This is a genomic window from Rhizobium sp. Root708, from assembly GCF_001429725.1.
GTDB lineage: Bacteria > Pseudomonadota > Alphaproteobacteria > Rhizobiales > Rhizobiaceae > Rhizobium.
The window spans coordinates 1-26,164 of record NZ_LMHV01000007.1; the positions used below are offsets into that span (position 1 = coordinate 1).

30 protein-coding genes and 1 riboswitch are annotated in these 26,164 nt (G+C 61.4%); of the genes, 12 read left to right on the forward strand and 18 right to left on the reverse strand.

The genetic code is table 11. The annotated features are described in order from the left end of the window. The 5 genes from ASE04_RS06920 to fghA form a co-directional block, all read left to right on the forward strand. Positions 1-357: zinc-binding dehydrogenase (locus ASE04_RS06920; RefSeq protein ID WP_156408723.1), on the forward strand; the 357-nt coding region annotated here is incomplete at its 5' end. Then, a complete protein-coding gene (locus ASE04_RS06925; RefSeq protein ID WP_056814119.1) occupies positions 354-818 on the forward strand; it encodes a GNAT family N-acetyltransferase in 465 nt (154 codons plus the stop codon). The genes ASE04_RS06920 and ASE04_RS06925, both read left to right, overlap by 4 nt. 221 nt (positions 819-1,039) lie before the next feature. Further along, positions 1,040-1,618, forward strand: a complete 579-nt coding sequence (gene gfa / locus ASE04_RS06930) for an S-(hydroxymethyl)glutathione synthase (RefSeq protein ID WP_056814121.1) — start codon at positions 1,040-1,042, stop codon at positions 1,616-1,618. A gap of 261 nt (positions 1,619-1,879) precedes the next feature. Continuing rightward, complete coding sequence (locus ASE04_RS06935; protein ID WP_056814122.1) at positions 1,880-2,347, forward strand: YaiI/YqxD family protein; 468 nt, start codon at positions 1,880-1,882, stop codon at positions 2,345-2,347. A 1-nt stretch (position 2,348) separates the two neighbouring features. Then, complete coding sequence (fghA, locus tag ASE04_RS06940; protein WP_056814126.1) at positions 2,349-3,182, forward strand: S-formylglutathione hydrolase; 834 nt, start codon at positions 2,349-2,351, stop codon at positions 3,180-3,182. 69 nt (positions 3,183-3,251) lie between these two features. Here the strand turns inward: fghA and ASE04_RS06945 are convergent, their stop codons facing one another. The 7 genes from ASE04_RS06945 to crcB form a co-directional block, all read right to left on the reverse strand. After that, positions 3,252-3,644 (reverse strand): DoxX family protein, encoded by a 393-nt coding sequence (locus ASE04_RS06945; RefSeq protein ID WP_056814131.1) that lies wholly within the window; start codon positions 3,642-3,644, stop codon positions 3,252-3,254. A gap of 125 nt (positions 3,645-3,769) precedes the next feature. Next, positions 3,770-5,302 (reverse strand): acyl-CoA carboxylase subunit beta, encoded by a 1,533-nt coding sequence (locus tag ASE04_RS06950; protein ID WP_056814134.1) that lies wholly within the window; start codon positions 5,300-5,302, stop codon positions 3,770-3,772. A 31-nt stretch (positions 5,303-5,333) separates the two neighbouring features. Further along, complete coding sequence (locus ASE04_RS06955; protein WP_056814136.1) at positions 5,334-5,792, reverse strand: hypothetical protein; 459 nt, start codon at positions 5,790-5,792, stop codon at positions 5,334-5,336. Positions 5,793-5,861: 69 nt separating this feature from the next. Beyond that, the gene (locus ASE04_RS06960; protein WP_056814139.1) at positions 5,862-6,647 is read right to left on the reverse strand and encodes an ATP12 family chaperone protein; all 786 of its coding nucleotides are present in this window, start codon (positions 6,645-6,647) and stop codon (positions 5,862-5,864) included. A 2-nt stretch (positions 6,648-6,649) separates the two neighbouring features. Continuing rightward, entirely contained in the window at positions 6,650-7,309 is a 660-nt protein-coding gene (locus ASE04_RS06965) for an HAD-IA family hydrolase (protein ID WP_056814142.1), read from the reverse strand. Beyond that, entirely contained in the window at positions 7,306-8,298 is a 993-nt protein-coding gene (locus ASE04_RS06970; RefSeq protein WP_056814145.1) for an RluA family pseudouridine synthase, read from the reverse strand. Before ASE04_RS06970 ends, ASE04_RS06965 begins: the two co-directional genes overlap by 4 nt. Before the next feature lie 88 nt (positions 8,299-8,386). Further along, positions 8,387-8,764: a fluoride efflux transporter CrcB gene (gene crcB / locus ASE04_RS06975; protein WP_056814148.1), complete on the reverse strand. Its 378-nt coding sequence runs from the start codon at positions 8,762-8,764 to the stop codon at positions 8,387-8,389. A gap of 123 nt (positions 8,765-8,887) precedes the next feature. On the opposite strand from crcB, the gene ASE04_RS06980 reads away from it, so the two are divergent. From ASE04_RS06980 to ASE04_RS07000, 5 genes are all read left to right on the forward strand, one after another. Continuing rightward, positions 8,888-9,157 (forward strand): hypothetical protein, encoded by a 270-nt coding sequence (locus ASE04_RS06980; RefSeq protein WP_056814151.1) that lies wholly within the window; start codon positions 8,888-8,890, stop codon positions 9,155-9,157. Positions 9,158-9,252: 95 nt separating this feature from the next. Next, positions 9,253-9,344, forward strand: a riboswitch (glycine riboswitch). A 151-nt stretch (positions 9,345-9,495) separates the two neighbouring features. Further along, positions 9,496-10,632 (forward strand): glycine cleavage system aminomethyltransferase GcvT, encoded by a 1,137-nt coding sequence (gcvT, locus tag ASE04_RS06985; RefSeq protein WP_056814154.1) that lies wholly within the window; start codon positions 9,496-9,498, stop codon positions 10,630-10,632. 196 nt (positions 10,633-10,828) lie between these two features. Further along, positions 10,829-11,191: a glycine cleavage system protein GcvH gene (gcvH, locus tag ASE04_RS06990; RefSeq protein ID WP_056814156.1), complete on the forward strand. Its 363-nt coding sequence runs from the start codon at positions 10,829-10,831 to the stop codon at positions 11,189-11,191. Then, positions 11,191-14,055 (forward strand): aminomethyl-transferring glycine dehydrogenase, encoded by a 2,865-nt coding sequence (gene gcvP, locus ASE04_RS06995; protein WP_056814161.1) that lies wholly within the window; start codon positions 11,191-11,193, stop codon positions 14,053-14,055. Before gcvH ends, gcvP begins: the two co-directional genes overlap by 1 nt. Before the next feature lie 247 nt (positions 14,056-14,302). Then, positions 14,303-14,575 (forward strand): DUF982 domain-containing protein, encoded by a 273-nt coding sequence (locus tag ASE04_RS07000; RefSeq protein ID WP_056814164.1) that lies wholly within the window; start codon positions 14,303-14,305, stop codon positions 14,573-14,575. An 8-nt stretch (positions 14,576-14,583) separates the two neighbouring features. On the opposite strand, the gene ASE04_RS07005 is transcribed toward ASE04_RS07000, so the two are convergent. After that, the gene (locus tag ASE04_RS07005) at positions 14,584-15,060 is read right to left on the reverse strand and encodes a cupin domain-containing protein (protein WP_056814167.1); all 477 of its coding nucleotides are present in this window, start codon (positions 15,058-15,060) and stop codon (positions 14,584-14,586) included. A gap of 312 nt (positions 15,061-15,372) precedes the next feature. Between ASE04_RS07005 and ASE04_RS29865 the strand changes: the two genes are divergently transcribed. Further along, positions 15,373-15,726 carry an acyl carrier protein gene (locus tag ASE04_RS29865; protein ID WP_082597280.1) on the forward strand — a complete coding sequence of 118 codons (354 nt, stop codon included), beginning with the start codon at positions 15,373-15,375 and terminating at the stop codon, positions 15,724-15,726. A 22-nt stretch (positions 15,727-15,748) separates the two neighbouring features. Here the strand turns inward: ASE04_RS29865 and ASE04_RS07015 are convergent, their stop codons facing one another. From ASE04_RS07015 to ASE04_RS07050, 8 genes are all read right to left on the reverse strand, one after another. Next, complete coding sequence (locus ASE04_RS07015; RefSeq protein ID WP_056814170.1) at positions 15,749-16,366, reverse strand: LysE family translocator; 618 nt, start codon at positions 16,364-16,366, stop codon at positions 15,749-15,751. A gap of 137 nt (positions 16,367-16,503) precedes the next feature. Next, positions 16,504-16,896 carry a Fe-S cluster assembly scaffold SufA gene (gene sufA, locus ASE04_RS07020; RefSeq protein ID WP_056814173.1) on the reverse strand — a complete coding sequence of 131 codons (393 nt, stop codon included), beginning with the start codon at positions 16,894-16,896 and terminating at the stop codon, positions 16,504-16,506. Between the two features lie 105 nt (positions 16,897-17,001). Next, positions 17,002-17,382 (reverse strand): SUF system Fe-S cluster assembly protein, encoded by a 381-nt coding sequence (locus tag ASE04_RS07025; RefSeq protein ID WP_056814176.1) that lies wholly within the window; start codon positions 17,380-17,382, stop codon positions 17,002-17,004. Between the two features lie 12 nt (positions 17,383-17,394). Beyond that, positions 17,395-18,636, reverse strand: a complete 1,242-nt coding sequence (locus tag ASE04_RS07030) for a cysteine desulfurase (RefSeq protein WP_056814179.1) — start codon at positions 18,634-18,636, stop codon at positions 17,395-17,397. A 12-nt stretch (positions 18,637-18,648) separates the two neighbouring features. Next, positions 18,649-19,923 (reverse strand): Fe-S cluster assembly protein SufD, encoded by a 1,275-nt coding sequence (sufD, locus tag ASE04_RS07035; RefSeq protein WP_056814182.1) that lies wholly within the window; start codon positions 19,921-19,923, stop codon positions 18,649-18,651. Positions 19,924-19,946: 23 nt separating this feature from the next. Further along, positions 19,947-20,702, reverse strand: coding sequence for a Fe-S cluster assembly ATPase SufC (gene sufC / locus ASE04_RS07040; protein ID WP_056814755.1), 756 nt, complete (start codon positions 20,700-20,702; stop codon positions 19,947-19,949). Between the two features lie 73 nt (positions 20,703-20,775). Beyond that, positions 20,776-22,245, reverse strand: coding sequence for a Fe-S cluster assembly protein SufB (sufB, locus tag ASE04_RS07045; protein WP_056814185.1), 1,470 nt, complete (start codon positions 22,243-22,245; stop codon positions 20,776-20,778). 143 nt (positions 22,246-22,388) lie between these two features. Continuing rightward, entirely contained in the window at positions 22,389-23,555 is a 1,167-nt protein-coding gene (locus ASE04_RS07050) for a cysteine desulfurase family protein (RefSeq protein WP_056814189.1), read from the reverse strand. Positions 23,556-23,759: 204 nt separating this feature from the next. Between ASE04_RS07050 and ASE04_RS07055 the strand changes: the two genes are divergently transcribed. Further along, positions 23,760-24,437, forward strand: a complete 678-nt coding sequence (locus ASE04_RS07055; RefSeq protein ID WP_018902229.1) for an alpha/beta hydrolase — start codon at positions 23,760-23,762, stop codon at positions 24,435-24,437. Here the strand turns inward: ASE04_RS07055 and ASE04_RS07060 are convergent. Next, a complete protein-coding gene (locus ASE04_RS07060; RefSeq protein ID WP_056814758.1) occupies positions 24,434-24,916 on the reverse strand; it encodes a GNAT family N-acetyltransferase in 483 nt (160 codons plus the stop codon). The two genes, ASE04_RS07055 and ASE04_RS07060, sit on opposite strands and share 4 nt — an antisense overlap. 38 nt (positions 24,917-24,954) lie before the next feature. Beyond that, on the reverse strand, positions 24,955-26,073 hold the full coding sequence (locus tag ASE04_RS07065; protein ID WP_056814192.1) for an anhydro-N-acetylmuramic acid kinase: 1,119 nt from the start codon (positions 26,071-26,073) through the stop codon (positions 24,955-24,957). Positions 26,074-26,164 lie beyond the last annotated feature (91 nt).

Below are 26,164 nucleotides of genomic sequence, written 5' to 3' on the forward strand. Positions count from 1 at the left end.
GACCTGATCGGCGGCGCCGACTACACCTTCGACTGCACCGGCAACACCAAGGTGATGCGCCAGGCGCTGGAATCGTCGCATCGCGGTTGGGGCAAGTCGGTCATCATCGGCGTTGCGGGCGCCGGCCAGGAAATCTCGACGCGTCCGTTCCAGCTGGTCACCGGCCGCAACTGGATGGGCACCGCCTTCGGTGGCGCGCGCGGCCGCACCGATGTGCCGAAGATCGTCGACTGGTACATGGAAGGCAAGATCCAGATCGACCCGATGATCACCCACACCATGCCGCTCGAAGACATCAACAAGGGCTTCGACCTCATGCACAAGGGCGAGAGCATCCGCGGCGTAGTGGTCTATTGACCACCTCACCCAACTACACGGTCGACGCGCGGAGGCTCGATGGGCTCTCCGCCGTCGAGCTGTACGCTCTGCTGAAGATGCGCGTCGACGTCTTCGTCGTCGAGCAGAACTGCCCCTATCCGGAACTCGACGGCAAGGATGCGGACGCCCTGCATCTGCGCCTCCTGCAAAACGGCGACCTGATCGCCGCCGCCCGCATCTTCGCCCCGGCGGACAAGGACGCACCCGCTAAGATCGGCCGCGTCGTCGTCTCCCCGGCTCATCGTGGCAAGCGCCTCGGCGACGCCGTCATGCGCGAGGCCATTTCGGCTTGCGAGAAGCTGTTCCCGCAAGCGCCGATCTACCTCTCCGCCCAAAGCCACCTCTCGCGCTTCTACGGCAGCTTCGGCTTCGAGACGAGCTCAGAGGAATATCTCGAAGACGGCATCCCGCACGTCGACATGGTCAGGGCGGTATGCTGACGTGAAGCCTGACACCAGCGAATTCCACCATGCGGATTCGCTGGTTTTCATCAGGCCGGTTTGTTAGATTTGCATTCGACGTCCGACCCTGCCCAACAGGGCTCTGGGAGCGCCCACGCCACCCACCACGCAATGCGGCACGACTTTGAAATGGCCGGCGGCTTTTTCACAAATCAGTCCTGATTTGGGAGCCATCGGCAGCTGAGGAGGAGAAGCTGAGCATGGCATCCCAGGTATCTATCCACCCCGCGCTCGATGGCGGGGTCAAGAAAGGCCAAGCGAATTTCGGTGGCGGCACACTCGTCTGCGCCTGCGCCAGCCGCCCGGTCAAACTCGCGGTGAAGGGCACGGTCGCCCACAACCATGCCTGCGGCTGCACCAAGTGCTGGAAGCCGAAGGGCGCCGTCTTCTCGGTGGTCGCGGTCGCCTCGACCGACAACATCACCGTTCTCGAAAATGGCGACAAGCTTGCGGTCGTCGACAAGGACGCATTGATCCAGCGCCACGCCTGCAGGGAGTGCGGCGTCCACATGTACGGCCCCGTCGAGCGCGACCACGCCTTCAAGGGACTGTCCTTCTTGCATCCCGAACGCTTTGAGGAGGCAGGATGGCCCGAGCCGACCTTTGCCGCCTTCGTCTCTTCGATCATCGAGAGCGGCACGCCGCCCTCGGCCATGGCCGACGTACGCAGCCGCCTGGGCGACCTCGGACTTCCGCCCTACGACTGCCTGAACCCAACCTTGATGGACGCGCTAGCGACCTTCGCCGCGAGGAAGGCCGGCACGCTGAAGGAGGCGTGACGATCCAGCGAGTTATCAGCAGAGCCGCTGCGCGCCGCCCGGCGCGTAGCTTTCGGCCGGACAAAACGACGCGTCGCAAACCTGTGCGCAAACCGGTCTGCCAGACACGTCGCCATGTGGTGACGACGCTGGTTTTCCTCGCAAAGAGTTGAAATATTTGGTACCACCCCCCCGCGCTCCTTCGTTCTCGCTGCGCAGCGGACCGGAGCCATCGCACCAGACTATCGCACGAGCGCATCGACAGGACACCGACGAACACCCATGCACCACATCTACGTTGACGCAGACGCCTGCCCGGTCAAACCAGAGGTCCTCAAGGTTGCGGAGCGCCTGTCGATCGAGGTCACCTTCGTCGCCAATTCCGGCCTGCGCCCCTCGCGCGATCCTATGGTGCATAACGTCATTGTCTCCAACGCCTTCGACGCCGCCGACAACTGGATCGCCGAGCATGCCGGCCCGGGCGACGTAGTCGTGACCGCCGACGTGCCGCTCGCGGTGCGCTGCGTCACGGCCGGCGCCTTCGTCACCGGTCCCACCGGCCGCGTCTTCGACGACACCAATATCGGCATGGCGAGCGCCATGCGTGATCTCGGCGCGCATCTGCGCGAGACCGGCGAAAGCAAGGGCTACAACGCCGCATTCAGCCCACGGGATCGCTCTCAGTTTCTCGAGACATTCGACCGGCTGTGCCGCCGCGCCAAAGCCGTCACGCCACCATCAGGAGAATAGAATGAACATCCTATCCCAGGCGACCGCCTTCGGCGGCATGCAGGGCGTCTTTAGCCACACCTCGGAGGCCTGCAAGTGCGACATGACCTTTGCGGCCTTCGTGCCCCCGCAAGCGATCAAGGAGCCCTGCCCCGTCCTCTGGTATCTGTCGGGTTTGACCTGCACGCACGCCAACGTCATGGAAAAGGGTGAATACCGACGGATGGCCGCAGAACTCGGCTTGATCATCATCTGCCCAGACACGAGCCCGCGCGGCAACGATGTGCCCGACGAGCTGACAAACTGGCAAATGGGCAAAGGCGCAGGCTTCTATTTAGATGCGACCGAGAAGCCGTGGGCTGAAAACTACCAGATGTACAGCTACATCACCGAAGAGCTGCCCGCCTTCGTCAGCCAGCACTTCCGGACGGACATGAGCCGTCAGGGCATCTTCGGTCACTCGATGGGCGGTCACGGCGCAATGACGATCGCCTTGAAAAATCCCGACCGTTTCAAGAGTTGCTCTGCCTTCGCGCCGATCGTCGAACCGTCGACCGCGGACTGGTCCGTACCGGCCTTCGAAAAATATCTCGGCTCCGATCGCGCCGCCTGGCGTCAGTATGACGCCTGCTCATTGGTCAGCGACGGCGCACGCTTTCCCGAGTTCCTGATCGACCAGGGCAACGCCGATGGCTTCCTGGAGAATGGTCTGCGACCGTGGCTGTTCGAGGAAGCGGTAAAGGACACGGACATCAAGCTGACCCTGCGCATGCATGAGCGCTACGACCATTCCTACTACTTCATCTCCACCTTCATGGATGACCATCTTCAGTGGCATGCGGAGCGCCTCGCCTGAGGCGCCCTCGCGGGTAGTTTAAATTCCCCAAAACTGTTGCGGCCGCCCTTCCGGCCGCCGCAGTGATAATCAGGCAGCTTTGCGCTTATCGACCGACAACGCGCCTGCACCTGCGAAGAACAAGAACAGGAATACGAAGCAGAAGAGAATGGCGCCGTCGCCACCGTTCAGCGCCGGGTAGAAGCTCTTCGGATAGTGCGCCATGAAATAGGCAAACGCCATTTCACCGGAAAGAATGAAAGCAATCGGCCGCGTCAGGAAGCCGACGAGCACGAGTACGCCGCCGACGACCTCAAGCAGGGCGGCAACCAGCATCAGCGGAGGCAACGAGCCCTCCATCTGAGCGGCAGGAAACGCAAAAAGCTTCATCGTGCCGTGTTCGATGAACAGCAATGCGGTGATGATGCGAAGAGCGGCGAGCGCGTAGGGCTGATACGCGCTCAGACGTTCTAAACTGGACATGAAAACTCTCCTATTAAGTAAAGACAAGCGAGCGTTAGCCGGTCCGTCAAATGAAATGAATACACGGATTACTGACGTGCAATCACTTCCTTTTGATTTTACTCGGCTTTTGACAATACTTCACTTCAAAGTGGAATATTGTCGTGCTTCTTCCACGGATTTGCCAAATCCTTATTCCGCAACATCTTCAGTCCACGCGCAAGCCGTCTGCGGGTCGAGTGAGGCATGATGACCTCATCGACGTAGCCACGCTCCGCCGCGACGAACGGCGAAAGGAAGCGGTCTTCGTACATCTTCGTGTGGGCCGCGATCTTCTCCGGATCGGCAATATCCTTGCGGAAAATGATCTCCACTGCGCCCTTCGCGCCCATGACAGCAATCTGTGCCGTCGGCCAAGCGTAGTTGAGATCGCCGCGCAGATGCTTCGATGCCATCACGTCGTAGGCGCCGCCGAATGCCTTGCGCGTGATGACAGTCAGCTTCGGCACCGTCGCCTCGGCATAGGCAAACAAAAGCTTCGCGCCATGCTTGATCAGCCCGCCGTATTCCTGCGCGGTACCCGGTAGGAACCCCGGCACGTCGACGAAGGTGACGATCGGAATATTGAAGCAGTCGCAAAAACGCACGAAGCGCGCGGCCTTGCGTGACGCATCACTGTCGAGCACGCCGGCCAGAACCATCGGCTGATTCGCGACGAAGCCGACCGTCGATCCCTCGACACGGCCGAAGCCGCAGACGATGTTTTTCGCAAAGCTCGCCTGGATCTCGAAGAAATCGCCCTCGTCCACCGTCTTCAGGATCAGTTCTTTGATGTCGTACGGCTTGTTGGCGTTCGCCGGAACCAGCGTGTCCAGAGACGAATCGATATCGGTCACCGACTGGTAACATTCGACCTCCGGCAAGGAAGATGTGTTCGATTGCGGCAGAAGGTCGATCAGACGTCGCACCTGCAACAGCGCTTCGACGTCGTTGTCGTAGGCACCGTCTGCGATGGACGAGCGCGTCGTGTGGACCGATGCCCCGCCGAGTTCCTCGGCCGTGACCGTCTCGTTCGTCACCGTCTTGACTACATCCGGTCCGGTCACGAACATGTAGGACGTATCGCGCACCATGAAGATGAAATCGGTCATGGCAGGCGAATAGACGTCGCCACCGGCGCACGGCCCCATGATCACCGAAATCTGCGGAATGACACCCGAGGCCAGAACATTGCGCTGGAATACCTCGGCGTAGCCCCCGAGCGCTGCCACGCCTTCCTGGATGCGCGCCCCGCCCGCGTCGTAGATGCCGATGATCGGCGCTCGATTCTTGAGCGCCATGTCCTGCACCTTCATGATTTTCTCTGCGTGCGCCTCGGAAAGCGAGCCGCCGAAAACCGTGAAATCCTTCGCGAAGACGAATACCGTGCGTCCGTTGACCGTGCCCCAGCCGGTGACTACGCCATCGCCGGCAATCCGGTTCTTTTCCATCCCGAAGTCGCTGGAGCGATGCTCGACAAACATGTCGAACTCCTCGAAGGACCCCTCGTCGAGAAACAGGTCGATGCGTTCGCGCGCGGTAAGCTTTCCGCGCTGGTGCTGTGCATCGATCCGCTGCTGCCCGCCGCCCAACTTGGCGACACCACGGCGGCGCTCGAGTTCTTCGAGAATTTCCTTCATGGACACTCCTCGCCGCCAAGGCGGCTGCTGATTACGCGGGGCCGGCCTTGAGCGTGAAGATCGAGCGAATCCGCGCCGAAATATCCTCGGCCAGGATTTCGTCGGCCGAGCTGGAATTGTTGGATACGCTGGTTACGGAGAACTTGCTGACGGCAATGACCGAACCGTCTTCGACAGAGGCAGCATCGATGGTGATGTCGGCCACAGTCTGGTTCTTCTCGTAGCCCTGCTGCCGCCTGATCGACACGATGCGGATCGTGAGCACGACCCGAGGATAAACCTCGGTGCGCACGGTGGTGTTGATCGCCTTGTTGACGCGATCGCCTATGCCGGAAAGCAGAGCCGGAGGCATGTTCGGCCCGGAGAGAATGATCGCGTTACGGACATCATAAACCGGGCCGGGATCCTGCTTTCCAAACAGGGAAGCACAAGACGCCAAAGCCATGCAGACAAGTGCGACCCGAAAAAAGCACGACTTGAACCAGTTCATTCAAAAATCCGCATCCGCCCCCGATAGAGTCGCAGATTTTCGCTATAACCGGCATCAAGGCAACTGGTTTCAGCCCTTCAAGGCCAAAAAAACGTCCGTGGCAGCCTTGAAATCTTCGAAGCGCTGAGCGCGCCTCTGTTCCGCCTCTTCGTCCTGCCCCCAATGCTCGATCGTCCAGTCCTCATCGAGATGAGCAAGCGACCAGATATCGTCAGGCGGAAGAAACGCCTCGGCGAATGCCAGCGCCAGCAGCGCCGACCCCGTCAGCGTCGTCAACGTATGAAGTGCAGCCAGCTCAACAGCGCTCGAGTGCCGGCGCAGAGCCGCTGAAAAGGCCGAGATGGCTTCGCCGGGCTGAGCACGGTGGATAATGCCCTCGATCAGGATGAAGCGCGCACCGAAGGCTTCCGCCGCCCAGTCGAGAACGGGATCCCAGCGATCTCTCTGGCGATCCACAAGCTCTTTCGGTCCGTCCGCGCGGTAGCAGAGCAGATCGCTTGTCGAAAAGCGCAGGATATCTTCAAAAACCGCCTGCGTGTCGGTGGCGACCCCGTCGATCGCAGTGTTCACGAGCCTGGTGACCGGCATCGTCGCGGGATCGATCACATCAGCCTGTGCTTCCCACTCCCGCGCAACCAGTTCGGCCAACGATCTTGTCGGAACGGCAAGCACGTGACGCGCGGGGGTGAGGACGGCCTTGCCGTCGAGCGCAAGGGCGAAATCCTCGTCGCGCGGTGTGATTTCGACATTCTTGTAGAAGCGCTTCGGCAGCGGCTTCTTCATCTGAACCTGTGCCCGCCGGATCGGATCGGGATGGCTCAGGCCCTCGGACAAGTCGTTCAGAAGATCGCGCATGGTTACCCTCGCGGAAAGTGTTTCAGAATGTCGTCCGGGTGATCGGCGATGCTATCGGCGCCAGCAGCGACGAGATCGCTGACACTGGCATAGCCCCACGAGACGCCCACGGCGGTCGCACCGGCTGCCTTTGCCATTTGCATATCGTAAACAGCATCGCCGATGACAATGGTATCCGCTGGATTCATTCCCGTTTCATCGCAGCATTCGCTGACCATGGCCGGATGAGGCTTCGACGGGCAATCGTCGGCGGTCCGCGAGACGATGAAATGCGGCGCAAATCCGTGGGTTTCAAGCACATGCACAAGGCCACGCCTGGATTTGCCGGTTACCGCGCCAATCAGGATTTCATCCTGTGCGGCCAATGTGTTGACGAGCAGGTTGATGCCGTCGAACAGACGTACATCCATACCCGGCTCGTCGCGAACATCTGCGTAGATCGCCTTGTAATGCGCCGTCATCGCAACAGCCTCGTCATCGACATGCGGTTTGCCCAGCATGCGAGCGATGGCGATATCAAGCGTCAGACCGATGATAGATTTGGTCAGCGCAATGGGGGGGCAGTCATAGCCGAAATGCACGAATGTCCGAGCCATGACCTCATGGATCAGCCCGGCGCTGTCGACGAGCGTGCCATCGCAATCGAACAACGCCAGTTTCATTCGTAGTCTTCCCTGTCTGCGGATGCGAGATCGAGGCCGAGCAGATTCCAGGTCTGGACCATGTGCGGCGGCAGCGGCGCGGTAACGCGCAGCCGGCCACCGTTGGGATGCGGGATATCGATCTTGCGCGCATGCAGGTGCAGCTTCTTCTGCACGCCGCCCGGGAACGGCCAGTTGAGATCGTCGTCGAAGTACTTGGGGTCGCCGATAATCGGATGGCCGATATGGAGCGCGTGGACGCGCAGCTGGTGCGTGCGGCCGGTATACGGCTCCATCTCCAGCCAGGCGAGGTTCTGCGCCGCGGTCTCGCGCACACGGTAATAGGAGATCGCGTGGTCGGCGCCCTCCTCGCCATGCTTGCACACCCGCATCCGGTCGCCGTCCGGCGTCTGTTCCTTGACGAGCCAGGTCGAGATCTTATCCTCGTGCTTGCGCGGCACGCCCTTGACCAGCGACCAGTAGGTCTTCTTGGTGTCGCGCTCGCGAAACGCCGCCGTCAGCTTCTGTGCGGCCCCGCGCGTACGGGCGATGACGAGCACGCCAGAGGTATCGCGGTCGAGGCGATGCACCAGGCGCGGCTTCTCGCCCTTCGGGCTCGTCCATGCCTCCAGCATCTTGTCGATGTTGCGCGTCACGCCGGAGCCGCCTTGGACGGCAAGGCCGGCCGGCTTGTTCAGCACGATCACCTTGTCGTCCTCGTGGAGCACCATGCGCTGCAGGAGCTCGTAGTCGCCGCCGTGCTTCAGGTCGTGGCTGGCGATGGGCCCGGTCTTCTTCGCGTCGACATCCAGCGGCGGCACGCGCACCATCTGGCCGGGCTGAACGCGCGCGTCGGTCTTGACGCGACCGCCGTCCACACGCACCTGGCCGGACCGCAGAAGCTTCTGCAGCGGCCCGAAGCCAAGCCCGGGGTAATGGATCTTGAACCATCGGTCGAGCCGCATGCCCGCCTCGTCCGGCTCCACCTTGATGTGTTCGATACCTGCCATGATGATCTTTCGGAAAGAGTTGCGCGCATGAGGCGCGGCCTTTGCCCGTGGCTTTAGAGCATTTTCGCCAAAAACGGAAACCGGAATCTCAAAGCAGCGCGCGCATGATTGCAAGTCCGGCAAAGACGGCGCCTATCGAAAGACCAACGCTGGCGATCATATATATCGTTCCCTCGACTATCGCGCCGCGTTCAAAGAGCGCGATCGAGTCGAGTGAAAAGGTCGAGAACGTCGTGAGGCCGCCGAGGAAACCGGTCATGAGCAGCATCCGCAACTCAGGCGAGCCGCCGAACCTGCGCCCGATCAGCTCCGAAAGTACCCCGATGACGAAGCAGCCGACGACATTCACGGTCAAGGTGCCCCAGGGAAATGCCGGGCCGGCCAGCCGCAGCGCCCACTGCCCGACATAATACCTCACAACGGAACCAAGCGCACCACCAAGTGCAACGAGAAGAGCTTGTGTCATCCGATGGGTCTAGCGCAACTTTGCGCTCCAAGCCAATTGTCCGAAGAGACAGGTTTCACAATCACTTAAAATGCCAGCCTTTTTATTAGCCGGATGCCAAGAGCGGTCCGCTATTCTTATGCGATGTCAGTCTCGCTTATCTCCATATCCGCCGACACCGCCGTTGTGGCGCTGGAAAGCCTGAGAATCCCGAAGCGCGTTCCCGCCAGTATCGCCGCGAAGGAAGCGCGACGCGTTGCCGAGCGGCGCGAAAAGCTCGATGCCGGCGCGGATATCGATGACACTGCCGCAATCATCCAGTCGACGGAAGTGGCGCTTGACTTGATGACGATGGGCCAGCGCCAGCCGCAGGCAAGTCTCAACCAGGCTCTCAAACTCTACGAAGAAGACTGATCGTTCGCCGGCGTCCTCCCGAGACTCGCGACAAAAATTTGCTCGGCGGCGACATTCCCCCCTTGCCAAGTGCAGCCATCGCCAGATAATTGCGCTCAACCTTGTTGGGAGAAGCCGGCTCGTCGCAGTCGGTGCCGAAGGAGCAACCGCCCCGGAAACTCTCAGGCAAAAGGACCAGCAAGGGGCAGACGGAACTCTGGAGAGATGCGTTCTTGAAACGCGCGCCGAAGGGATAACAATCTCAGGCAAACAGACAGAGGGGGCTCGAAACAAGGCGCAACCGCGCCCGAATATTTGAGCCCGCGCATGGAACCCACGCGCAAACACCGGAGGCGTCCTTGGACGATACTGCTGCCCTGAAGAAAACCCCGCTGCATGACCTGCATCTGTCGCTCGGCGCCCGCATGGTTCCCTTCGCGGGCTATGACATGCCGGTGCAATATCCAGCCGGCGTCATGAAGGAACATCTGCAGACCCGCGCAGCCGCCGGTCTCTTCGATGTGTCCCACATGGGCCAGGTCGTCATCAAGGCGAAGTCAGGCAAGTATGAGGACGTCGCGCTTGCGCTCGAAAGCCTCGTTCCCGTCGACATCCTCGGGCTTGCCGAGGGACGCCAGCGCTACGGTTTCTTCACCGATGAAAACGGCGGCATTCTCGACGACCTGATGATCACCCATCTCGACGACCACCTCTTCGTCGTCGTCAACGCCGCCTGCAAGGATGCCGACGTCGCGCATCTGAAGAAGCACCTTTCCGACACCTGCGACATCACGGTGCTCGACCGCGCGCTGATCGCGCTGCAGGGTCCGCGCGCCGTCGAGGCCCTGGCCGAACTCTGGGCCGATGTCGCCGCCATGAAGTTCATGGACGTGCGCCACTGCCGCCTGCACGACGTCTCCTGTCTCGTCTCGCGCTCCGGCTACAGCGGCGAGGATGGCTACGAGATCTCGATCCCTTCGGACATGGCCGTTGATGTCACCAAGCGGTTGCTCGAGCACCCCGACGTCGAGCCGGTCGGCCTCGGCGCCCGCGACAGCCTGCGACTCGAAGCCGGCCTCTGCCTCTACGGCAACGACATCGACACCACCACGACCCCCGTCGAGGCAGCCCTCGTCTGGGCCATCCAGAAGGCCCGCAAGACCGGCGGCGCCCGCGCCAGCGGCTTCCCGGGCGCTGAGCGCATCCTCTCCGACCTCGACCACGGCGCCATCCGCCGCCGCGTCGGCCTGAAACCCGATGGCAAGGCGCCGGTGCGCGGCCACGCCAAGCTCTACGCCGACCAGGAAGGCACGACCGAAATCGGCGAAGTGACCTCAGGCGGCTTCGGCCCGAGCGTCGAAGGCCCGGTCGCTATGGGCTACGTGCCGGTCGCGTCTGCCGACGTCGGAACGGTCGTCTACGCCGAGGTTCGCGGCAAGTACCTGCCGGTGACAGTCGCGGCCCTGCCCTTCGTCACGCCGACTTACAAGCGCTAGGAATAACGGATGTCTGCGCCGGGTTATACCCCCTCTGGCCTGCCGGCCATCTCCCCCACAAGGGGGGACAAGACCCGTGGCACAGCCGCCGGGTTAAGCCCTCCCCCTTGTGAGGAGGGTTGGGAGGGTCTTTCCCGGTCTCCACCGCACTATCTCATTTCAATATCACACCCCATTCCCCAGAGAGGACCATCCCATGCTGAAATTCACCGAAGAACACGAATGGCTGCAGATCGAAGCCGGTGTCGCCACCGTCGGCATCACCACCTATGCCGTTGAACAACTCGGCGATCTGGTGTTCGTGGAACTGCCTGAAGTCGGCGCCACCTTCGGCAAGAACGACAACGCCGCCACCGTCGAATCCGTCAAGGCCGCCTCGGATGTCTACTGCCCGCTCGCTGGCGAAATCACTGAAGTGAACCCCGCCATCGTCGCCGATCCGTCGCTGGTCAATTCCGACCCGCAGGGCGCCGGCTGGTTTTTCAAGCTGAAGCTCGCCAACGCCGCCGATGCCGACGGCCTGCTCGACGAAGCGGCCTACAAGGAGCTCACCGCGTAATGACGACGCCGACGGAATTCCAGTTTACCGACTACCAGCCCTACGACTTCGCCAATCGTCGTCACATCGGCCCCTCGCCGGCCGAAATGACCGATATGCTGAAGGTTATCGGCTATAACAGCCTCGACGGGCTGATCGACGCGACCGTCCCGCCCTCCATCCGCCAGAAGGCGCCGCTCCTCTGGGGCGCGCCGATGACGGAGCGCGAGGCGCTCGACAAGCTGCGCGAAACCGCAAACAAGAACAAGGTCCTGACCTCGCTGATCGGCCAGGGCTATTACGGCACGATCACGCCGCCGGTCATCCAGCGCAACATCCTGGAAAACCCGGCCTGGTACACGGCCTACACGCCTTACCAGCCGGAAATCTCCCAGGGCCGCCTCGAGGCGCTCCTGAACTACCAGACGATGATCTGCGACCTCACCGGCCTCGACGTCGCCAACGCCTCGCTGCTCGATGAAGCGACCGCTGCCGCCGAAGGCATGGCCATGGCCGAACGCGTCTCCAAGTCGAAGGCCAAGGCCTTCTTCGTCGACGCCGCCTGCCATCCGCAGACGATCGAGCTGATCAAGACCCGCGCCGAGCCGCTCGGCTGGAGCGTCGTCATCGGCAACCCCTTCACCGATCTCGACCCGGTCGACGTCTTCGGCGCCATCTTCCAGTATCCGGGCACGCACGGTCATGTGCATGATTTCACCGGCCTGATCTCGCGCCTGCACCAGACCGGCGCCATCGCCATCGTCGCCGCCGACATCCTGGCGCTGACGCTGCTGAAGTCGCCCGGCGAAATGGGCGCCGACATCGCCATCGGCTCGTCGCAGCGCTTCGGTGTTCCCGTCGGCTACGGCGGCCCGCACGCGGCCTACATGTCGGTCAAGGACGCCCATAAGCGCTCTATGCCCGGCCGTCTGGTCGGCGTCTCGGTCGATGCCCGCGGCAACCGCGCCTATCGCCTGTCGCTGCAGACCCGCGAACAGCACATCCGCCGCGAAAAGGCGACGTCGAACATCTGCACCGCGCAGGTTCTGCTCGCCGTCATGGCCTCGATGTACGCCGTCTTCCACGGCCCCAAGGGCATCAAGGCGATCGCCCAGCAGGTCCACCAGAAGGCCGTTCTGATGGCCAAGGGCCTGGAAAAGCTCGGTTACACCATCGAGCCCGAGACCTTCTTCGACACCATCACCGTCGATGTCGGCCACATGCAGGGCGTCATCCTGCGCGCGGCGGTCGCCGAAGGCGTCAACCTGCGCAAGGTCGGCGCCACCAAGGTCGGCATGAGCCTCGACGAGCGTACCCGCCCGGCGACGCTGGAAGCCGTCTGGCGCGCCTTCGGCGGCAACTTCGCCGTCGCCGATTTCGAGCCGAGCTATCGCCTGCCAAAGGGCCTCGCCCGCACCAGCGAGTACCTGACGCATCCGATCTTCCACATGAACCGCGCCGAAAGCGAGATGACGCGTTACATCCGTCGTCTGTCGGACCGCGATCTCGCGCTCGACCGGTCGATGATCCCGCTCGGCTCCTGCACGATGAAACTCAACGCCACGGCGGAAATGCTGCCGATCACATGGCCGGAGTTTTCGGATATCCATCCCTTCGTGCCGGCTGATCAAGCGCTCGGTTATCGCGAGATGATCGATGATCTCACCGAAAAGCTCTGCGCCGTCACCGGCTACGACGCCTTCTCCATGCAGCCGAACTCCGGCGCGCAGGGCGAGTATGCGGGCCTCTTGACGATCCGCAACTACCACATCGCCAACGGCAACGGCCATCGCGACGTCTGCCTGATCCCGACTTCTGCGCACGGCACCAACCCGGCATCCGCCCAGATGGTCGGCATGAAGGTCGTGGTCGTCAAGGTTCGCGAAAACGGCGACATCGACCTCGACGACTTCCGCGCCAAGGCCGAGCAGTATTCGGACAACCTCTCCTGCTGCATGATCACCTACCCCTCGACGCATGGCGTGTTCGAGGAAACGGTGAAGGAGATCTGCGATCTCGTGCACAAGCACGGCGGCCAGGTCTATCTCGACGGCGCCAACATGAACGCCATGGTCGGCCTGTCCCGCCCCGGTGACATCGGCTCCGACGTCAGCCACCTCAATCTGCACAAGACCTTCTGCATCCCGCATGGCGGCGGCGGTCCCGGCATGGGCCCGATCGGCGTCAAGTCGCACCTCGCCCCGCATCTGCCCGGCCATCCGGAAACCGACGGTCGTTCGGGCGCGGTATCGGCAGCAGCCTTCGGCTCGGCATCCATCCTGCCGATTTCCTGGAGCTACTGCCTGATGATGGGCGGCGAAGGCCTGACACAGGCGACCAAGGTGGCGATCCTCAACGCCAACTACATCGCCGCCCGGCTCAAGGGCGCCTACGACGTGCTCTACAAGTCCGAGGCCGGCCGCGTGGCGCACGAGTGCATCATCGACACGCGTCCGCTGGTCGACAGTTCAGGCGTGACCGTCGACGACGTCGCCAAACGCCTGATCGACTGCGGCTTCCACGCGCCGACCATGAGCTGGCCGGTAGCAGGCACGCTGATGATCGAGCCAACTGAATCGGAAACCAAGGCCGAACTCGACCGCTTCTGCGAGGCCATGCTGGCGATCCGCCAGGAAGCCCGCGACATCGAGGAAGGCCGCTCGGACAAGACCAACAACCCGCTGAAGAACGCCCCGCACACGGTCGAAGACCTCGTCGGCGAATGGGACCGCCCCTATTCGCGCGAACAGGCCTGCTTCCCCCCCGGCGCCTTCCGCGTGGACAAGTACTGGTCCCCGGTCAACCGCGTCGACAACGTCTTCGGCGACCGCAACCTGATCTGCACCTGCCCGCCTCTGGAGGATTACGCCGAAGCGGCCGAGTAAGGATACGAGATCGAAACGCCCGGCTTTGCCCGGGCGTTTTGGTATCTTCGGGGCATCCAACACCCCAACGCCCGAACTTCAAGGCTTCTCTACCGCGCAACCGCCGCCGCCGACACACAAGCTCACCACGGCGACGAACCCGCCATCATCGGTCAATGGTTGATATCAGCGTCTTTCCGCTTGCCGCCGCACGCCCGCCGCTCTAAGCAAGCCGCCACTCGACAACAGACAACAGGTGACCAGTCCCATGGCAAAATCCGACGGCGATATCACCCAGCAGCCCTGGCCGCACCCCGTCATGCTGGCGCTGGAAGAGCCCGGCGAGTACGTCACCATCGCTACGACCCAGGCAGCTTCCTGGGCGATGATCGAGGACTGGCCGACGGAAGACGGCCCCGCCCTCGACAAGGCCCTGCTCATCTGCGCCGACGTCATCAAGGGCAAGCGCAGCAACGAAGACGCTCGCAAGGCCTTCATCGCCGCCGCCATCGAGGCTGGCATCGATATCAAGAACGACTGAGCGGGAGGCTAACCCTCACGCGGCACGGTCAGCGGCGGTCCTAGAAACTCGACGTCCCAGGTTCTGGCGAAGACGTTGAGCGCTACTGTATCCGGTCGCCCGTCGCGCATGACGCCGGCAAGCCCGAGGAAGAAGGCTTTTGCATCAAGCCCGGGCGCGATCAGGATATACTGCCGCGCCGGCCGGTCAGTGACGTTGACGAAGGCATGCGCCGCCCCACCCGGCACGGTGACGACGTCGCCCTCCTCGGCGTAAAACTGGCGGCCATCCACCTCGAACAGATACCGCCCCTCCATCACCCGGAAAACTTCCGTCTCGCGATGCCGATGGCGTGGCGGCCCGAAGCCCGGCGCGTTGATCGTGTCGATGAAGCAGAACTGCCCACCCGTCGTCGAAGGGTCGACCCGGACGCTGAGTTCCAGCCCGATCGCAGGGATCTTGATGACCTCCTCGGTCGATTTCGAGTGAAACATCTGGCTGGTCATGAACAGGATCCCTGAGCGGACAGAAGGGGCCGCCGTTCCCGGCTATCGCACATAGCTTCGCAGCGTGGTCACGCGATTCTTGCGAATTCAGGAGGGTCCAAACAAATTTGTGAAAAGAAATACTACAGAGAAATAAAAAACAAATCGAAACGGATATTTGGAACTGTGCAGTTCCATAAATATAGCAGACCCGGTCACGACAATTTTATACTTAAATTCACCAAGAATACTCTACCAACTTTTTGGTAAGTTGGAGTTGACGCTATCCTTGTGTAGCGTGCTAATCGAAATAGTTATGCGGAGATGCGACCGATGGAAAGTAAAATCCGTAGAGCCCTTGCCAGCCACGCGAAGCTTGCGGTCGATGCCGGCGAAATTTCCAACACCCAGAATCTGTTTGACGTCGGGCTCACCTCGTTTGCCTGCGTTCAGCTGATGATGCGCCTCGAAGAGGTTTTCGACGTCGAGTTTCCCGATGAACTCCTCAAGAAGGCGACCTTCGAGAGCATCGCTGCAATCGAGCAGAATATCGAGCGCTTGAGCGAGGATACCGGCACCGTGAGCGGCATCACCAGCCTGCCGGGCCTGCTTGGTATGGGCACGATAATGTTCGCCGGTGCCTTCCACCGATCGCTGATGGCGGCCGCTGATATTGGCATCCTCTAAAGCGGCCGGTTGTCAGGCAGCCCTAGAGGTAAGAATAGGCGGCTGAGCCGAGCGCCAGAATTCCGAATGCGATCAGCAGATAGCTCGTGGCGCGCAGGACTTTGCCGGTAAAATCCTGCGGCAACCGTCTTCTGGCGAGGCTCACCGCACCACTCAGGAAAAACCACCAGGCAAGAGAGCCGCTGAAGACACCGCCGACAATGACGGCGGAGCTGAAACGCCGCGTTTCCTCCGTCAGGCCAAAGCCGGCGAAGAGTGCTCCAAAAGACAGGATCGTTGCAGGATTGGAGACTGTGAGCAGGAACGTCGCCAATGTCGTTCCGAGCAGCCCGCCTGCCTTGATATCGGCAGCCTGGATGGGATCATGGTTGAGTCCGCGATATCCGAGCCACAACAGGAGTAGGCCGCCGCCGATTGCCAATGGCAACGTTGCCGCCGACATGGTCTGCTGAAACACCGCAATACCGGTCACGGCCACAAGCGCATAGCTTGCGTCGCCAACCGCAGTTCCGAAACCACACGAAAAGCCTGCGGCAAAGCCGCGCTCGAGCGTGCGGTTGATGCAGAGCATTCCGATCGGTCCTAGCGGCGCGGTGATGATGACACCCAGAAGAGCGCCCTTCAGGAACAACAAAAGCATTTCGTCGGTCTATTCCTCTTCCGCGGCGGTGATGGCACGGCGTACAGCCAAGGCCCTTAAAGCCCGGCTGCGGCGAGGTAAAATGAAAAAGGCCACCGAGACGGCGGCCTTGTCGATAATTCGGTCGATAGTGGCAATCAGTGCGCCGGAACGACGGCGTTGCCCTCGGCGGCAAGCGCTGCGAGATCGGCCGGCTTCAACTCGACAGATTCGCCGCAGCCGCAGGCTGAGGTCTGATTCGGATTGGTGAAGGTGAAGCCCGAACGCAATGTCGTGCTTTCGAAGCCCATTTCGGTCCCGAGCAGGTAGAGCACGGCCGAAGGTTCGACCCAGACCCTGGCGCCATCCCGCTCGATCAGGTCGTCCTTCGCATTCGGTTCGGTCACGAGGTCGATGGTATATTCCATCCCTGCGCAGCCGCCCTTCTTGATCCCGACGCGAAGGCCCTTGGCTTCCGGTCCGGAATTTTCGACGATAGCCTTCACGCGGTTCGCGGCGGCCTCCGTCATGCTCATTATTGCAAAGCCCATGGGCCTCTTCTCCTTCCGCGCACGGATTAAAGGTCCGGCGTTTCACGATTCAAATGTAGTGCCAGCAGCTTAACCGATCAATACCAGGCGCGCGGCAAGATCGGATCAGTACCAGCCGACCGCGACCTGCGCCTCTTCCGACATGCGATCGGGTGTCCACGGCGGATCGAAGGTCATCCCGACCTCGACGCCGGATACGCCTTCGACAGCGCCAACGGCGTTCTCCACCCAGCCCGGCATCTCGCCGGCAACGGGGCAACCAGGCGCCGTCAGCGTCATCATGATCTTGACCATGCGGTCGTCTTCGATGTCGATCTTGTAGATCAGCCCGAGTTCGAAAATGTCGGCGGGAATTTCCGGGTCATAGACGGTCTTCAGCGCCATGATGACGTCGTCGCTGAGGCGCGCCAGTTCATCGGCCGGAATGCTGGAATGCACGATTCCTTCGCGCACGTCGATCTTCTGTTCGCTGTCATCGAGGCTCATACGGCCTACTCCTTATGCAAAGAACTTGCGCGCATACTCAAGCGCGTCGGCCAAGGCATCCACCTCGGCGCGGGTATTGTACATGCCGAAGGATGCACGGCATGTGGAGGTCACGCCGAAGCGTTTCAAGAGCGGCATGGCGCAATGGGTCCCTGCGCGAACTGCAACACCCTGCCGGTCGATCACCATCGACACGTCATGCGCATGCAGTCCGGCGAGTTCAAAGGAGAAAATTCCGCCCTTGCCTGGCGCAGTTCCGAACACCCGCAACGAATTGACCGCCTGTAGTCGCTCCGCGGCGTAGGCAGCTAGACCCGCCTCGTGCTTTGCAATCGCCTCGCGGCCGACCTTCTCCATGTAATCAAGCGCATAGCCAAGCCCGATCGCCTGCACGATCGGCGGCGTTCCGGCTTCGAAGCGGTGCGGCGGATCGTTGTAGGTCACGGCATCCTCCGTCACCTCGAAGATCATCTCGCCGCCGCCCTGGAAGGGCCGCATCTCGCGCAGCCGATCCTTCTTGCCATAGAGCACGCCGATGCCCGACGGCCCGTAGAGCTTGTGGCCGGTCATCACGTACCAGTCGCAATCGATGTCCTGCACGTCGACAGGCATATGGACGGCGCCCTGCGAGCCGTCGACCAGCACCGGAATGCCGCGTTCATGGGCGATACGGCAAATTTCCTTGACCGGAACCACGGTGCCGAGCGCATTCGACATATGCGTGATCGCAACGAGCTTCGTCCGTTCCGTCAGGCTCTTTTCGAAATCCTCGATATGGAACGCGCCCTCGTCGTCGACGGGCACCCACACCAGCTTGGCGCCCTGCCGCTCGCGGATAAAATGCCAAGGCACGATATTGGAGTGATGCTCCATGATCGAGATGACAATCTCGTCGCCCTCGCCGATGTTGGGCATTCCCCAGCCATAGGCGACGGTGTTGATCGCTTCCGTCGAAGACTTCGTGAAGATGATGTCGTTGACATCGGGCGCATTGAGAAAGCGCCTGACCTTCTCGCGTGCCCCCTCATAAGCGTCCGTTGCCGCGTTCGAGAGAAAATGCAGGCCGCGATGAACGTTCGCATACTCGTTCGAATAGGCGTTCGAGATCGCATCGATGACGACCTGCGGCTTCTGTGCGGAGGCGCCGTTGTCGAGATAGACCAGCGGCTTGCCATAGACTTCCTTCGCAAGGATCGGAAAATCCTTGCGAATGGCTTCGACGTCGTATGCGGTGGCCGGAACTATCTTGTCCATGACGCTATCCGATCACGCGTGCTTTTCGAGCCAAGCCGAGATGACGCCTTCCAGCGACTCGACCAGGGCTTCGTCTTCAAGTTCCTCGACGATCTCGGCAACGAACGCATTGACGAGCATTGCGCGCGCCTTGTTCTCCGGAATGCCGCGGGCCATCAGATAGTAGAGATGGTTGTGGTCGATATCGGCGACCGTGGCGCCATGACCGCATTGAACGTCGTCAGCGAAGATCTCGAGCTCCGGCTTCACCGAGAATTCGGCGTCGTCGGACATCAGCAGCGTGTTGCACGCCATCTTGGCATCGGTCTTCTGCGCATCAGGCGCAACGCGAATCATCCCCTGGAAGACACCCTTGGCGCGGTCGAAGACGACGTTGCGGATGACTTCGGTGGAACCCGTATGCGGAACGTTGTGGCCGAGAACCATGGTCACGTCGGTATGGGTTTCGGCGCCCAGCAGATTGATGCCGCGTAGCGTCAGATCGGCGCCCTCGCCCGTCACCTTGATATGCAGTTCCTGACGAACCAGCTTGCCACCGGCATTGATGACGAACAGCTTCAGCTTGGCATCGGCGCCGAGGTCGACGCGGATCTGGCCGAGGTGCGTATCGTCGGCACCCTGCTGCTGGATGATGATCCAGGTAAGCTCGGCGCCTTCACCGACCGTGATGTCGCTGACATGCGACACGAAGGCCGCATCCGGTGTCACCGCCAGGTGACGCTCGATGATAGTCCCTTTGACGTTGGCGCCGAAGTTGACCGGCAGGCGCGTATGCGCTTGGCCGCCGGCGTGAACGAACTGGATCTCCAGCGGCTCTTCAAGCGACGTGCCGGCAGCAACGTCAATGACGTAGCCATCGCGAACGAAGCTGCCGTTGATACGACCGATCGCGTCGTCGCTGCTGAGCGCACCGAGGCTGGTAGCAGCAGCACCGCTGGAGAGCTGAGCCGCGTAGCCGGATACGGCAAGGCCGTCGATCGAACGCTTGAGATCGGGTACACCCTGAATGACGGAGAGAACCGAGGACTCTTCGACTAGCGGATCGCGGGCTTCGGAGCCGGCGTCGCCAGCTTGATCAGGAATGGCGCGCAGCAGGGTCTTGAGGTCGGTATAGTGCCAGGCCTCGACGCGGCGCGTCGGCAGGCCGGCCTTCTTCAGATCGTCAAGCAGGCGGTCACGGATGGCGATAACAGAACCGTCGCCCGGCAGTTCGCCGATCTGATTGTTGAAAGCCTCGATGAGCGCCGCTTCCGCAGCGGTCTGGCGGCTCGTCGTCTGCATGTTCATGAGACTCGTCCTTTCCGCCCTAATCAGGCTGCCGCACCGATGATGTCGGCGTAACCATTGGCTTCCAGCTCATGCGCCAGTGTCTTGTCACCCGACTTGATCACCTGGCCCTTGTAGAGAACGTGAACCGTATCCGGAACGATATAGTCGAGCAGGCGCTGGTAGTGGGTGATGACGATGACGGCGCGATCCGGCGAACGAAGCGCGTTGACGCCATCGGCGACGATCTTCAGTGCGTCGATGTCGAGACCGCTATCGGTTTCGTCGAGAACGCAAAGCTGCGGCTGCAGCAGCGCCATCTGCAGGATTTCGGCGCGCTTCTTCTCGCCACCGGAGAAGCCGACGTTCAGCGGACGCTTCAGCATCTCGGTGTTGATCTGCAGCTTGGCGGCAGCGTCCTTTACCAGGCGCATGAAGTCAGGCGTCTTCAACTCCTCTTCGCCGCGAGCCTTGCGCTGCTCGTTCATCGCCACCTTGAGGAACTGCATCGTGGCAACGCCCGGAATTTCGACGGGATACTGGAAGGCCAGGAAGATGCCCTTGGCGGCACGCTCGGCAGCGTCGAGCTCCAGGATGCTCTCGCCATTGTAAAGGATGTCACCCTCGGTCACTTCATAGTCGCTGCGGCCGGAGAGAATGTAGGACAGCGTCGACTTGCCGGAGCCGTTCGGGCCCATGATGGCGGCGACTTCGCCTGCCTTCACGGTGAGGTTCAGGCCGCGGATGATCTCGGTGCCGTCTTCGGCGATGCGGGCGTGCAGGTTCTTAATCTCAAGCATGGTCATGTCCCATAAAAAGCAATCGGAGAAAGGCGCGATCAACGCGCCCTCGCGCATTCAATGTCTTATTGCGTCAGCCGACGCTGCCTTCGAGCGAGATGCTGATGAGCTTCTGCGCCTCGACAGCAAATTCCATCGGCAGTTCCTGCAGGACTTCCTTGACGAAGCCGTTGACGATCAGGGCGATCGCCGCTTCCGTCGGGATGCCGCGCTGCAGGCAGTAGAACAGCTGATCCTCGGAGATTTTCGAGGTCGTTGCTTCGTGCTCGAACTGCGCCGTTGAATTCTTCGCCTCGATGTAGGGCACCGTATGCGCGCCGCACTTGTCGCCGATCAGCAGCGAGTCGCACTGCGTGAAGTTGCGCGCGTTCGACGCCTTGCGGTGGGCCGAGACCTGGCCGCGATAGGTGTTCTGCGACACGCCGGCGGCGATGCCCTTGGAGACGATGCGGCTCGACGTGTTCTTGCCGAGATGGATCATCTTGGTGCCCGAATCGATCTGCTGATGGCCGTTCGACACGGCGATCGAGTAGAACTCGCCTCTGGAGTCGTCGCCGCGCAGGATGCAGGACGGATACTTCCAGGTAATGGCGGATCCGGTTTCGACCTGCGTCCAGGAGATTTTCGACCGATCACCACGGCAATCGCCGCGCTTGGTGACGAAGTTGTAGATACCGCCCTTGCCCTGCGCATCACCGGGATACCAGTTCTGGACAGTCGAATATTTGATTTCGGCATCATCGAGCGCAACGAGCTCGACGACGGCAGCATGCAGCTGGTTTTCGTCGCGCTGTGGCGCGGTGCAGCCTTCGAGATAGGAGACGTAGGCGCCTTCTTCGGCGATGATCAGCGTGCGCTCGAACTGGCCGGTGTTCTTCTCGTTGATGCGGAAGTAGGTGGACAGCTCCATCGGGCAACGAACGCCCTTCGGAACGAACACGAACGATCCGTCGGTGAAAACAGCCGAGTTCAGCGTCGCATAGTAGTTATCGGAGGTCGGGACGACGGAGCCGAGATACTTCTGCACCAGTTCCGGATGCTCGCGGATCGCTTCCGAGATCGACATGAAGATCACGCCGGCCTTCTTCAGCTCTTCCTTGAAAGTCGTGACGACGGACACGGAGTCGAAAACGGCATCGACGGCGATCTTCGGCCTTTCGACACCGGCCAGGATTTCCTGCTCCTTGAGCGGAATACCGAGCTTCTCGTAAACCTTGAGGATTTCCGGATCGACCTCATCAAGCGACTTCGGCCCCGGCGTGCTTTTCGGCGCCGCGTAATAGTAGAGGTCGTTGAAATCGATCTTCGGATAATCGACGCGTGCCCAAGTGGGCTCTTCCAACGTCAGCCAGCGCTTGTAGGCTTCCAGACGCCATTCCAGCATCCATTCCGGCTCCTGCTTCTTGGCGGAGATGAAACGAATGATGTCTTCGGACAGGCCCTTGGGTGCCTTGTCCGTTTCGATGATGGTCTCGAAACCGTATTTGTACTGATCGACGTCAATCTCGCGAACGCGATCAACCGTTTCCTGGACGGCGGGCATGTTATTCTCCAATCTCGCCGGAGAAAAGGTCCGGCAGCTTGTCGTGCGGGCAGTATTGTTTGCCCCGTATGTAGGTGGCCAAAAGGGACTTTTCAGCCCGAATGGCAAGCGGAAATTTGCGTTTCCGCAAATTTATGAAGCAGTCACGCCGCCTCTCCGGCCGGCCTGCGCCGGGCGGCAATTTTCGCGAATATGGAAATCGCTCTGTCGATCTCCTCCTCGGTGGTGGCGAAGCCCAGCGAAATGCGAAGAGCGCCGAGCTTGGGGTCATGTCCCATGGCAACCAGAACATGGCTTTCGCCGACCTTGCCGGACGAGCATGCGGATCCCGCGGAAAGCGCCACACCTTCGAGATCGAACGCGATCTGCCCCGTTTCGGCTTTTAGTCCCGGCAGGGTGAAGAAGGTCGTGTTCGAGACGCGCTCACCCTCGGCACCGTAGATGACAACATCGGGCGCCGCGCCGCGCATGCCGCTCTCCAGCCGGTCACGCAGCACCGAAATTGCTGCGTTGCGGGCCTCGAACTCCGCGACAGCGGCTTCCGCGGCAGCGCCAAAGCCGATCACCGCAAGCGAATTCTCCGTGCCCGAGCGGTGGCCTTTCTCCTGGCCTCCGCCATGGATCAATGGCCTTGGCATCAACACTTCACCGCGTGTAACGAGGGCGCCGGCGCCCTTTGGGCCGCCGATCTTGTGCGACGACACGATCAGGAAGTCGGCGCCGAGCGCGTTGATATCGAGCTTCAGGCGCCCTGCAGCCTGCACGGCATCGACAACAAGCAACCCGCCCTGCGCCTGCACGATCTGCGCGATATCGGCAATCGGCTGAACGATGCCGGTCTCGTTGTTGACGAGCATGACCGCGACCATCGGCAACCCTGCCGACTTGTTATGAGCAGCAAGCAACGCGCCAAGACCGTCAAGATCGACAAGGCCGTGAGCCGTCACCGGGATTTCCGTCGTCTTTTCCTTTGGAAACCGCCCACCCTCGCGCACGGCAGGATGCTCGACCGCCGAATAGTAGAGCCGGCCGATCGCGAGCGGCGTCCGCCCCATCTTGAAATCAGGCGTCAGCACCATGTTGGCTGCTTCGGTAGCGCCGCTGGTAAAAATCACATGCGCGGGATCGGCACTCGTGAGGCCAGCGACCTGCCGGCGTGCCTGTTCGATCGCAGCCCGGACGCTGCGGCCTTCACCATGCACCGAGTTCGGATTACCGAACAAATCCATGGCACGCAGAACCGCGTCGCGTGCGTTGGGATGCAGCGGCGAAGTCGCGTTCCAATCGAGATAAAGGCGTGGCGGCGCCATGATCTTTCGTCCTGCGCTTTAAGCTTGCACGACGCCTCGGCTCATTTTCCTTGAAATTTCGGCCGGGCTTGCCTTATGACACATCCCACAATGCGTGGATCGCCATGCAAGTTTCGAATTGTTCTAAACTGCGTTTTAGAAAAGCTGACAACGTCCGTCAAGTCTGCGCAGCATGAACGCGAAGAAATAAACGCCGGAGTACCGATGCCCGAAGTCATTTTCAACGGCCCCGCAGGCCGCCTTGAAGGCCGCTACCAGCCCTCCAAGGAGAAAAGCGCGCCGATTGCCCTCATTCTGCACCCGCACCCACAGTTCGGCGGCACGATGAACAACCAGATCGTCTACCAACTCTTCTACATGTTCCAGAAGCGCGGGTTCACGACTTTGCGCTTCAACTTCCGTGGAATCGGTCGCAGCCAGGGCGAGTTCGACCACGGCGCCGGCGAGCTATCGGACGCGGCTTCCGCGCTCGACTGGGTGCAGAGCCTGCATCCCGATTCGAAGACCTGCTGGGTTGCCGGCTATTCCTTCGGCTCGTGGATCGGCATGCAGTTGCTGATGCGTCGTCCTGAGATCGAAGGCTTCATGTCGATCGCGCCGCAGCCGAACACCTACGACTTCTCCTTCCTGGCACCCTGCCCGTCGTCCGGCCTGATCATCAATGGCGACGCCGACAAGGTTGCGCCGGAGAAAGACGTCAACGGTCTGGTCGAAAAGCTGAAGACGCAGAAGGGCATCCTGATCACGCACCGCACGGTGCCGGGCGCCAACCATTTCTTCAACGGCCAGGTGGAAACGCTAATGGGCGAATGCGAGGACTACCTCGACCGCCGCCTCAACGGCGAACTGGTCCCCGAACCGGCCGCCAAGCGCATCCGCTAGGCCGACCGCATCCCGGCGGTCATTTCGAACGTCGGGCAGGACAATCCGTCAATGATCATAGGCATGCGGCTTCGCATGCCTATTTTTGTCAGGACATGCTGGGACACGCTGTTGTCCGGATGGGTGAATGCGATGAACTTTTCCGCAAAGTTCCGCCGGAAAAACCAGTCCATCAGGCCGCTTGCAATCTCCGTCGCATAGCCCTTGCCCCACTCCTGCTGGCGGAATGAGTAGCCGAGCTCAAAATCCTGCCTGTCGCCGCCGAACAGCGAAAAACCCGCCCGACCGATGAAGCGGCCATCCTCACGGCTGAGGATCTTGTATTTCGTCGTTCCATCTCGCGCCTGCTCGCTGAACCAGGTGCGCAACCGTTCTTCGGCCCTCTCCCGCGACCATGGGGCGGCGCCGGAAAGATATCGCGTCGTCTCGATCGTCGAGTGAAGCTCCTGAATGAGACCCGCATCGTCGGGTTCCCACATGACAGCGACGAGCCGCGTCGTCTCCAGAATGACCTGCGTCACGGCTTCACCAGCACGCCGCCGCTGACAGGCACGCGGACCCCGGTCGTTCCCGGAAATGTCAGAGGCAGGTCGTCCAACGATCGAACAGCCAGATAGGCCCAGGCTTCCGCCTCCATGGAATCGCCGTTGAACCCAGCCTCTTCCGCTGCGATCACTTTGGCGCCCGTGCTTTGCGCGAGGTGCTTCAGGTCCTGCATCAGGACGCGATTGAGGCGACCACCGCCGCAGATGACATAGAGCGTCGGCGTCATCGGAAGGTGACCCGCGGACTTGAAGATCGAGGCGGCAGCGACATAGGCGAGCGTGCGTGCACCGTCGGCGAGCTCTGCGTCTCCCCCCGATGGTGGCGGAAAGTCGTTGCGATCAAGCGAGCGGCGCTTCTCGGCCGTAAAGAACGGGCTGCTCAAATAGCGATCTGCGAGATCTCCGATGACCCGTCCCTCCGAGGCGATCATGCCGCCTTGGTCGAACGGCACCCCCGCATGCGTCTCGACCCATTGATCGATCAGCGTATTGCCCGGCCCGCTGTCGTAGCCGACGATGACGCCGTCAGCGCCGATGTAGGTCAGGTTGGAAATCCCGCCGATATTGACGAAGCAGACCGGCAAGGTCGCATCCGCCACATTGGCGGCAAGCGCCGCGTGGTAGACCGGGACCAGGGGTGCACCCTGGCCGCCGTGGACCATGTCGTTGGCGCGGAGGTCGTAGGCGACCGGTATCCCCGTCTCGCGGGCGAGACGAGCCCCATCGCCGATCTGGACCGTCAGCGCCTCGTCCGGACGGTGCAGAACCGTCTGTCCATGAAAGCCGATGACGTCGATCGAGGATGCATCCAGCGCGTTCGCGATCAGAAATTCCTTAACGGCAGCTGCATGACGTAACGTAAGCTCTCGCTCGATCGACACCAGATCACCCGGCCGCTGCTCACGCTGCGTGATGCTCTTTGCCTGCTCCAGCGCCAGCTTCAGCCGGTCGCGGAAGGCGGGATCGTAGGCAACGCCAACCGACGGCCCCCGCTCGACTAGGTCGCGGCCGTCGGTGTGCAGCAGCGCCACATCGATGCCATCCATCGAGGTACCGCTCATCAGGCCGATCGCCGTGCGTATCTTTCCCATGCTTCCCCCGCATCCAACAAGGCGGTGACTCAATCAACCAAGTGGTGACTGTGCGCGAAAACAGTGCTAAACGCGCCGCTCCACATCAACA